The organism is Candidatus Bipolaricaulota bacterium (genome assembly GCA_021159055.1).
Classification (GTDB): Bacteria; Bipolaricaulota; Bipolaricaulia; order UBA7950; family UBA9294; genus S016-54.
On the sequence record JAGGSO010000101.1, the window covers coordinates 1 to 7723 of the forward strand.

General features: G+C 62.9%; 10 protein-coding genes. All 10 read right to left on the reverse strand.

Translation table 11 applies throughout. The features are described from left to right. The coding region (locus tag J7J55_05250) for a DEAD/DEAH box helicase (protein ID MCD6142106.1) at positions 1-1047 on the reverse strand (1047 nt) is incomplete at its 3' end. Between the two features lie 146 nt (positions 1048-1193). After that, the gene (locus J7J55_05255) at positions 1194-1895 is read right to left on the reverse strand and encodes an MBL fold metallo-hydrolase (protein ID MCD6142107.1); all 702 of its coding nucleotides are present in this window, start codon (positions 1893-1895) and stop codon (positions 1194-1196) included. Then, positions 1896-2855, reverse strand: coding sequence for a radical SAM protein (locus J7J55_05260; protein ID MCD6142108.1), 960 nt, complete (start codon positions 2853-2855; stop codon positions 1896-1898). A gap of 8 nt (positions 2856-2863) precedes the next feature. Then, entirely contained in the window at positions 2864-3346 is a 483-nt protein-coding gene (locus tag J7J55_05265; GenBank protein MCD6142109.1) for a metallophosphoesterase, read from the reverse strand. Further along, positions 3343-4167, reverse strand: coding sequence for an Mrp/NBP35 family ATP-binding protein (locus tag J7J55_05270; protein ID MCD6142110.1), 825 nt, complete (start codon positions 4165-4167; stop codon positions 3343-3345). The genes J7J55_05265 and J7J55_05270 overlap by 4 nt, the downstream gene beginning before the upstream one ends. Continuing rightward, positions 4164-4820, reverse strand: coding sequence for a YggS family pyridoxal phosphate-dependent enzyme (locus tag J7J55_05275; protein ID MCD6142111.1), 657 nt, complete (start codon positions 4818-4820; stop codon positions 4164-4166). The genes J7J55_05270 and J7J55_05275 overlap by 4 nt, the downstream gene beginning before the upstream one ends. After that, positions 4817-5701, reverse strand: a complete 885-nt coding sequence (locus J7J55_05280) for a DUF89 family protein (protein MCD6142112.1) — start codon at positions 5699-5701, stop codon at positions 4817-4819. Before J7J55_05280 ends, J7J55_05275 begins: the two co-directional genes overlap by 4 nt. Before the next feature lie 89 nt (positions 5702-5790). Beyond that, positions 5791-6018, reverse strand: a complete 228-nt coding sequence (locus tag J7J55_05285; protein MCD6142113.1) for a hypothetical protein — start codon at positions 6016-6018, stop codon at positions 5791-5793. Positions 6019-6033: 15 nt separating this feature from the next. Beyond that, a complete protein-coding gene (locus J7J55_05290; protein ID MCD6142114.1) occupies positions 6034-6759 on the reverse strand; it encodes a DUF364 domain-containing protein in 726 nt (241 codons plus the stop codon). Next, positions 6756-7616, reverse strand: a complete 861-nt coding sequence (locus J7J55_05295; GenBank protein MCD6142115.1) for a 4Fe-4S binding protein — start codon at positions 7614-7616, stop codon at positions 6756-6758. Before J7J55_05295 ends, J7J55_05290 begins: the two co-directional genes overlap by 4 nt. Positions 7617-7723 lie beyond the last annotated feature (107 nt).

Consider the following 7723-nt stretch of genomic DNA (forward strand, 5'->3'; position numbering starts at 1 on the left):
AAGCTTCTCTTCTGGAGTTAGCTCATAACCGATCGTGCGTGTATGGCGCGGCTTGAATAGCGGATTCTTCTCCCAGTCGACCATCTCTTCCTTCAGTCGGCGGAGAAAGAATCGATTCCGTGCACGGGTGACCGAAGTCTCTTCATCCGCCCCGTAACTTTCCACTTGCTCACGCACGCGGTCAGTGACGTACTCATCCTTTTGAAAAAGATCCTCATCGAGCAACATAAGAAGTCGACGGAAGGTGTCCTTGCGGCCGCGATGAGGAGTGGCGGTGAGAAACAGCAAGTGATCCGTGTTTTTTGCGATCGCTTCGACCGCTTCGTAACGCTTGCTTGGATCGAGCTTGCGCCCGTATTCATACGCAGAGAGCTTGTGCGCCTCATCGACGACTACAAAGTCCCACGGGGTCGCCTTCGCTGCGTTCAGGCAGCTCTCATTGCGGGCGAGGAAGTCCATAGAAACGACGTAGAGTCCCTCATCATACCGGGCAAACTGATCGGGTTCCGCGTCGAACGAGGCTCGGTTGACCAACCGTGTGGATAGCCCGAACTTCTCCTGTAGCTCTTCTTTCCACTGCTTGGTCAAACCTCCTGGAGTGATGATCAGAATCTTCTTGATCGCCCCCCGGAAGAGGAGCTCCTTGATCAAGAGCCCGGTCATGATCGTCTTTCCCGCTCCGGTGTCATCAGCGAGGAGGAAGCGAATACGAGGAAGGGGAAGGAGGTAACGATAAACAGCCTCAATTTGATGCGGAAGGGGATCGACTACGCTGGAGTTGACAGCGAATAAAGGATCAAACTGATAGGCGATGCGGATACGTTCGGCTTCAGCGCCGAGAAGAAATGCGTTCGGATCGCCGTCCAACAGGCGAGTCGTCCCGCGAACTTTCTCCAACCTTCCGAGTTCTTCCTGAGATAACGGGCGAATTATGAAACGGTGGGACTGTGTTCCTATCCCCTCGATGAGTATCTTATCCCCAAACGGTGAGATCTCGCGGATCTCAACGAGCTCAGTAGAGTCTAATCCGGATACAACATCGCCTATCTTGAGATTCGGTTCCCTGCCGTCCACGTCCTCCAACGGATGGTCCTTTCCTAAAAAGTCACTTATTCATTATACAGTAATTAGCCCAATAAAAGCCATCCCTGCTTAAAGTTCCAGTAGACTGACCCAGGTAGCAATTATTCCTCTTAAATTTCGACTTTTGTCCCTGCCCTGACGTCGATGTAGCAATCACTAAACTCCTCAGCGAGGATCGCGATCGCCCGCTCGCCGGTGCAGTGGCACGGCCCGAGCTGCCGTATCCCTAGGTCCTTCAGTTGTGCTGCGATCATTTGCACTTCAGCTTCGGACTTGGCCAAGAGGTGAAACCCGCCGATCACGAGCCGCAACGGCCCGCCGGCGAGCTCGGTGGCCACCCGCGCGATATTCACGATCCCGGGATGGGCACAGCCGGTGATGAGGATCGGCCCATCCTCGCCCTCCACGATCAGCGATTGCTCCACGATCCCCTTTCCGAGCCCGCCGGTGGAGCGAAGCCCAGGATGGAACTCGACCGGTGAGTTCACCGGGATCCCATCCAGTTTTTCGTCGGCGATCCGCTTCTTGAACCCGGAGGAGAACGAGTCCGGGTAGACCACGGTCAATCCCTTGTGCAGGGCGGATGAGATCGCGCCGACGTGGTCGCAGTGCTCGTGAGAGAGGAAGAGGTAGTCCGTTGTCTCGAGATCGACCCCGAGGGCGGCGGCGTTGTGCTCGAGGACGATCTTGTCCGCGCCGGTGTCGAACAAAAGCCGCGTCCCCCCCAGTTCGACCAGGGCGGAGAACCCCCAGCCCGGGTAGAGGTCATCCCGGGCAATCCGATTGTCGTATATCACCGTGATTTGTCCCATCTAGCCCTCCTTAATCGCGTAGTAACTCTTCCCATCCCGCGTGCGGCGCTCGATCCTCCCCGCCTCGGCGAGCCGGGCGAGGTACTTCCCGACCTCGGCCGGATTGATCCCGAGGGAGTCGGACAGATCGACGGTGGTGCACGGCCGGACCGCGAGGATCCTGATGATCTCGGCCTCGATCTCATCAGCGCGTGCGAGCTTAGAGCGCGACGAGGTCCGCTGTGGAACGACCACGATCGGGATCCCGGGCAACGCCGCCTCCATCCGGGCCTGGATCCGATTGAGCTGCTCCGCGGGAACGGGATCGACCGGTTCCTCCGGCGGGCGCACAGGGGAGTTCAGATCCACCTCGCACGGCTCGATCGCCCGCACCCTCTCGATGAGTCGGGAGACCGCTGCATCGTCGGCGTTCGAACCGTAGCGCTCCGACTGAACGAGCATCACCTCAAGCCGAACCGGGACCCTTCGCGCGAGCCTTCCGATCGCGTCCGCAATCGCATCGATCTCGAACCCGTACGCCGGCCGGTTGATGCGCACGAACGTCGGTTGATCGCCGGCGTCGAGGGAGGGAACGACGAGGTCGAAGCTCGCCGCTGCGGCGAACACCTCGGGCCGGGTGAGCAGGGAGGAGTTGGTGATGAGCGCGATCGGGATCTGGGTGAATCTACGAATCTTCTCCACCGCCTCCCCGAGTCGCGGGTTGAGCGTCGGCTCCCCTGAGCCGGAGAACGTGATGTAATCGATGTGGGAATGCTCTGCGAGCGCGGCCTTGACCGCATCGGCGATCTCATCCGGGGTCGGGAATGGCTCGGCGACCTCCTCTGGGCCGTGCACCTTGTACCGCTTCCTCCCGAGCTGGCAGTAGACGCAGTCGAACGTGCAGACAAGCCGCGGGATCGGATCGATCCCGAGCGACATCCCGAGTCGCCGCGACGGTACCGGACCATAGACGATCGCCATCTTCCCTCCTACAGCTCGATCAGCCGCGGGGTCATCGTCACGGAATCGAGGACGACGACGGTCGATTTCCCGGTCAGCCAGCCGCACGCCTCGCCGGGGTTGACCACGACCGTATCTCCCTCCCGGATGTCGATCTCGTGGGTGTGGCCGTAGATCACAAGGTCGTAGTCGCTGCTTTTCACCAGCGATTCGATGAACTTCGGCTCGTGCATCACCACGCCCCGCTTCCCGGCGAACTCGAATTCGTGATAGTCGGGGTAGATCCGCCCGATCTCCTTGAATCGCTCCACGAGGTACAGCCGTTCCCCATCGTTGTTTCCGAATACGCCGATGAACGGGGCGGTGAGCTTTCCAAATTCGTTTGCCGTGATCGGGGAGATGAAGTCCCCGGCGTGGATCACAAGGTCGACCCCCTCGGAGTTGAACAGCTTCACCGCCTTGGCGATCGCCGGCATGTTGTCGTGGGTGTCGGAGATGATCCCGAGCTTCATTTTCCCTCCTCCAGCGTCTTCATGACCTCGTCGGCGATGCGGAAGAACGCCCCCGAGGCCGCAGCATCAGGGTCGGAGAGGACGATCGGCTCGCCGGAGTCGCCGCCGACGCGCGCCTTCAGGTCGATCGGGACCTCGCCGAGGAACCTGAGCCCCAGCTCAGCCGCCACGCGCGCTCCGCCTCCCTTCCCGAACAGCTCGATCCTCCCCCCGCAGTGGGGGCAGATCAGCCCGGACATGTTCTCCACGATCCCGATTGCCGGGACCTCCATCTTCTTCGCCATGTTCGCCGCCCGGCGGGCGTCGATCAGGGAGACCTCCTGCGGGGTGGTGACCACGATCGCGAGCTGTGGCTTCGTCCGCTTGGTGATCGTCAGGACCTCGTCCCCGGTTCCCGGAGGGAGGTCGCCGATCAAGAGGTCGAGGTCTCCCCAGCCTACCTCCCCGATCAGCTGGTCGAGCGCCTTGGATCGGAGCGGTCCGCGCCAGATGATCGGAGTACCGGGAGGGATCATCGACGCGAGCGAGACGAACTTCACCCCGTCCCGCTCGTGGGGGACGATTCTCCCTCCTTCCGCGTGTGCCTCCCCCTGTAGCCCGACCATCTGGGGGACGTTCGGGCCGGTGATGTCGGCGTCGAGGAGTCCGACCTTTTTTCCCCGCTTTGCCAGAGCAAACGCGAGGTTCACCGCCACGGTCGTCTTTCCCACTCCCCCTTTGCCGCTGAACACGACGATCCGGTGACGGATTCGGCTCAGCGTCTCCTCGATTTCCTTGTCCACCGCCGAGGCCGGCGGAGGCGTTACGTTAACGCTCATCATTCCTTCCTTTCCCCGAATATTGCGCTTCCGATGCGAACCATGTTCGCTCCTTCCTCGATCGCAATCCTGTAGGTGTTGCTCATCCCCATCGAGAGGTACCGCATCTCGACGTTCGCCAACCCGAGCGCCTGCAACTCGTCGAACAGCCGTTTCGTCTCCCGGAAATACGGCCGGGCGAGCTCAGGCTCACCGAACCGCGGCCCCATCGTCATCAACCCCTGCACCTTGACGTGGGCAAGCTCGGCCAGCCTGCGCACCAGCTCCTCCACCGCCTCGGGGAGGACCCCGGCCTTCTGCGGCTCGCGGCCGGAGTTCACCTCCACTAAGACCGGCATGACTTTACCCTGTTTCGCGCACTCCCGGTCGATCCTCTCCCCGAGCTCGAGCGAGTCGACGGTCTCGATCATGTCAAAGATTCCAACCGCCCTCTTCACCTTGTTCTTCTGCAGGTGACCGATCATGTGCCAGGGGGCGATCCGCCCGAGGACGGAGAACGCGTCAGCCGCCTCCTGCACGTAGTTCTCCCCGATCGCATGCACCCCGGCAGAGACGGCTCGCCGGATCTCGTCCGGCGTTCTCGTCTTCGCCGCGGCGACGAGGGTGACACCATCCGGGAGCTCGGAGAGGATCCGCTTTACGTTCTCCTCGATCATTCCGTCATCCCCTCTCGCACCTGTTCCCGCAGGATCACCGTTCCGAGCGGCGCCCCGGCCTCCCGCGCGATCACCGGGCACTTCACCTTGAACAAAAAGAAGATCGGTCCAGGGACGTCGGAGAGCCCTTCAAAGTTTCCCTGCCCCTTGGCGATGATCAGCTCGGCCCGGCGAAACTCAGTCAGAAACTCGTGAGAGCAGTCGGAAAGCAGCGTCCCGGGGGCGTCGGAACCGTTCGCGATTACCGTTGCTATGGCATCCAGCCCGACGTAACGCGCGTCGGCCATGGTGGCGTCGTTTATCGTCGGGGCACCGCGGACCGCGAACGTGACCTCCTTACCACGGCGCACCAGCTCCTCCACCAGGATCCGATCGCAGACGATCTCCCCGGCGTTATCCCCCAGGTAGAGGACCCGGTCCACCTCCGCCAGCCGCTCCACGAACGCGCGGTACTGGGCGGCATCGAGCGGCTCATCCAGGGCGCGGGAGAACGAGTCCTCCGCCATCCGTTCGACCGACCCGTCCGCGGTGTTAGCCCCGAAGTCGATGACGTTCCCCGCTCCGGCGATCTTGATCGCCGCGAGGAGAGGATCGGGGGAGCCCTCCACCCGTCCCTTTAACTCGGGGTACAGCCTGAGCCCGAGGTCGTTCGACTCCCGCTTCACCGCCGCGTACGGATCGGGGACCCCGGTCACCTCCCGCACCGCCCGGTGGACGAGCTGCCCGATCTCCACCGGAGTGGCCCCCATCGAGACAGTGGGGAGGAGCCGGGCGACTCGATCGAGGGCGGCTCGTTGCAAGGCCGGATCATCGGTCGCCATCCGGGCCGCCTCGAGCGCCTGGCGCATGAAACAGGGGAAACAGTCGAGATACGCCTTCATTGCGCTTGCAATGATACGCCCTTGTGGTGCAATCCGCTAAACGAAACGCCGGGGAACACTCCCCGACGCCGTTTCATCCGCACGATCCGTTATTCTCGGATCATCTTCGTCCCGCACTTGGGGCATTCCACCTCGTAGCACGGGACGCCCACCTTGTGCGGAACCCTCTCCCCGCAGTTGGGGCAGACGCAGTACCCGGACGGGCCTGCCCCGGCGCGGTTTCCTCCCATCCGCCCGCGGCCCATTCCACCGCGGCCGCGGCCCATCCCGGTTCCCGGACCGGCTCCCGCCGGCCCTGTTCCGTCTCCTCTTGGCATGAGTACCTCCTCTTCTTAAAGTCGTCGATAGACCTTCTTCGTCGCTTCCTTAAACCGCTGCGTCCCGCCGGCCTGGCTCACGATCGTCAGAACCTTGCTTGGATCGGTCACGATCGATCCGAACAGGTGCCGCACTCCATACTCCCCGAGGAGCGGCGCCATCGGGGTCGTCGGCCCGATGATCGCCACCTCCTTCCCCTGCACCAGCTCGAGGAGGTGGTCGATCGTGCTGTTGATGAACGCAATCGCGGTCAGGATCACCACGTCGCACCGCGGCAGGATGCGTTCCGCCGCCCAGTCGGGGAGCACGTTCGGCGCGAGCTTGCGCCGCTCGAACACGTAGAGATCTTTAGCCCGCCGCTCGATCGCCGGGATGAACGGCTCGAACCAGCCGACCATCCCCACCGTCGCTCCATCGATCGGGAGGACCGTAAGCGGATCAGGGCTCGGGGCCCCGTCGCGGTTGAGCACCCCGTTCAGCGTCGCCATCCCGACCGTGGCTGCAATCGGATCCGGAACGAGGACGTATTCCGCCACCTCGTCCGCCTGTTTACCGAGCAGCTCCCCGGCCCGCTCCAGGTAGGTGCAGCAGGAGCTCGTCCCCTCAGTGACCGTACCGGCGAGCCCGCACGCTCCATCGTCGAGCAGAACGGCGGTGTAGCCGAGGCCGATCCTGACATCGGCGATCCGCCGCTGCCGCAGCTCGGGGCGCGCCGTCTCCAGAAGCCTGTCGACGATCATGCGACCTCCTCCATGAACCGGGAGTAGATCTCCCGCATCGCCTTCCCCGCCGGGCTTTCCTCCGCCTCGACCGCGCTCTTCCCCTGGAGCATCAGGCGTGGGACCATCGGGTCGTACGGGATCCGGCCGAGGATGGCGAGCCCCTCCTTGGTGGCGAATTCCTCGAGCTGGGCGCTCACCCCTTCGTTCAAGTCGAACTTGTTGATCACGAGGTACGCCGGGATGCGGAAGTGGCGCACCACCTTCATGATCCGCTCCAGGTCGTGCATTCCGGACAGGCTCGGCTCGGTGACGAGGATGACCGCGTTTGCCCCGCTCACCGAGGCGATCACCGGGCAGCCGATCCCAGGCGAGCCGTCGATCACGAGCCGCTCTGCCTTCAGTTCCTTCCCGAGCTGGTATGCCCGCTGCTTCACTGCGGTGACGAGCTTCCCCGAGGTCTCCTCCCCCGGATAGAGCTCGGCGCTCGCCAGTGGTCCGAGGCGGGTGTCCGCGATGTACCACCTTCCGGAGATCCGGGGGGAGAGGGTGATCGCATCGGTCGGACAGACGTAGGCGCACGCTCCGCACCCCTCGCACAGGAACGGGTCGATGTTGAAATCCGCGTCGATCGCCCGGAAGCGGCAGACGCGGAGGCACTCCCCACAGTTGATGCACTTGGCATCGTCCTTGACCGCCTCCTTCGATCCCTGGAACTCCCCTTCATTCTGAATCTCCGGATCGAGGAGGAGGTGGAGGTTCGCCGCATCGACGTCGCAGTCAGCAAGGACCTTGTTCTCCATCAGGACAGCGAACGCCCCCGCCAGCGACGTCTTCCCGGTCCCACCCTTGCCGGAGAGGAAAAGTACGCTCTTCATTCTACGCCCCCTTTCTGTACGAGTTCGGCAGTCGCCGTTTCGTACAGCGCCTGGAACCGCTCCTTCCACTCCGGGATCGCGTCGACGAGCGGGATCCCTTGGGAATA

Excerpts from the sequence above, each read along its gene's own strand:
- J7J55_05295 (MCD6142115.1), bottom strand. The coding sequence starts at position 7,616 with ATGAAGAGCGTACTTTTCCTCTCCGGCAAGGGTGGGACCGGGAAGACG.
- J7J55_05270 (MCD6142110.1), bottom strand. The coding sequence starts at position 4,167 with ATGATGAGCGTTAACGTAACGCCTCCGCCGGCCTCGGCGGTGGACAAG.
- J7J55_05260 (MCD6142108.1), bottom strand. The coding sequence starts at position 2,855 with ATGGCGATCGTCTATGGTCCGGTACCGTCGCGGCGACTCGGGATGTCG.
- J7J55_05280 (MCD6142112.1), bottom strand. The coding sequence starts at position 5,701 with ATGAAGGCGTATCTCGACTGTTTCCCCTGTTTCATGCGCCAGGCGCTC.
- J7J55_05275 (MCD6142111.1), bottom strand. The coding sequence starts at position 4,820 with ATGATCGAGGAGAACGTAAAGCGGATCCTCTCCGAGCTCCCGGATGGT.
- J7J55_05265 (MCD6142109.1), bottom strand. The coding sequence starts at position 3,346 with ATGAAGCTCGGGATCATCTCCGACACCCACGACAACATGCCGGCGATC.
- J7J55_05290 (MCD6142114.1), bottom strand. The coding sequence starts at position 6,759 with ATGATCGTCGACAGGCTTCTGGAGACGGCGCGCCCCGAGCTGCGGCAG.
- J7J55_05255 (MCD6142107.1), bottom strand. The coding sequence starts at position 1,895 with ATGGGACAAATCACGGTGATATACGACAATCGGATTGCCCGGGATGAC.
- J7J55_05285 (MCD6142113.1), bottom strand. The coding sequence starts at position 6,018 with ATGCCAAGAGGAGACGGAACAGGGCCGGCGGGAGCCGGTCCGGGAACC.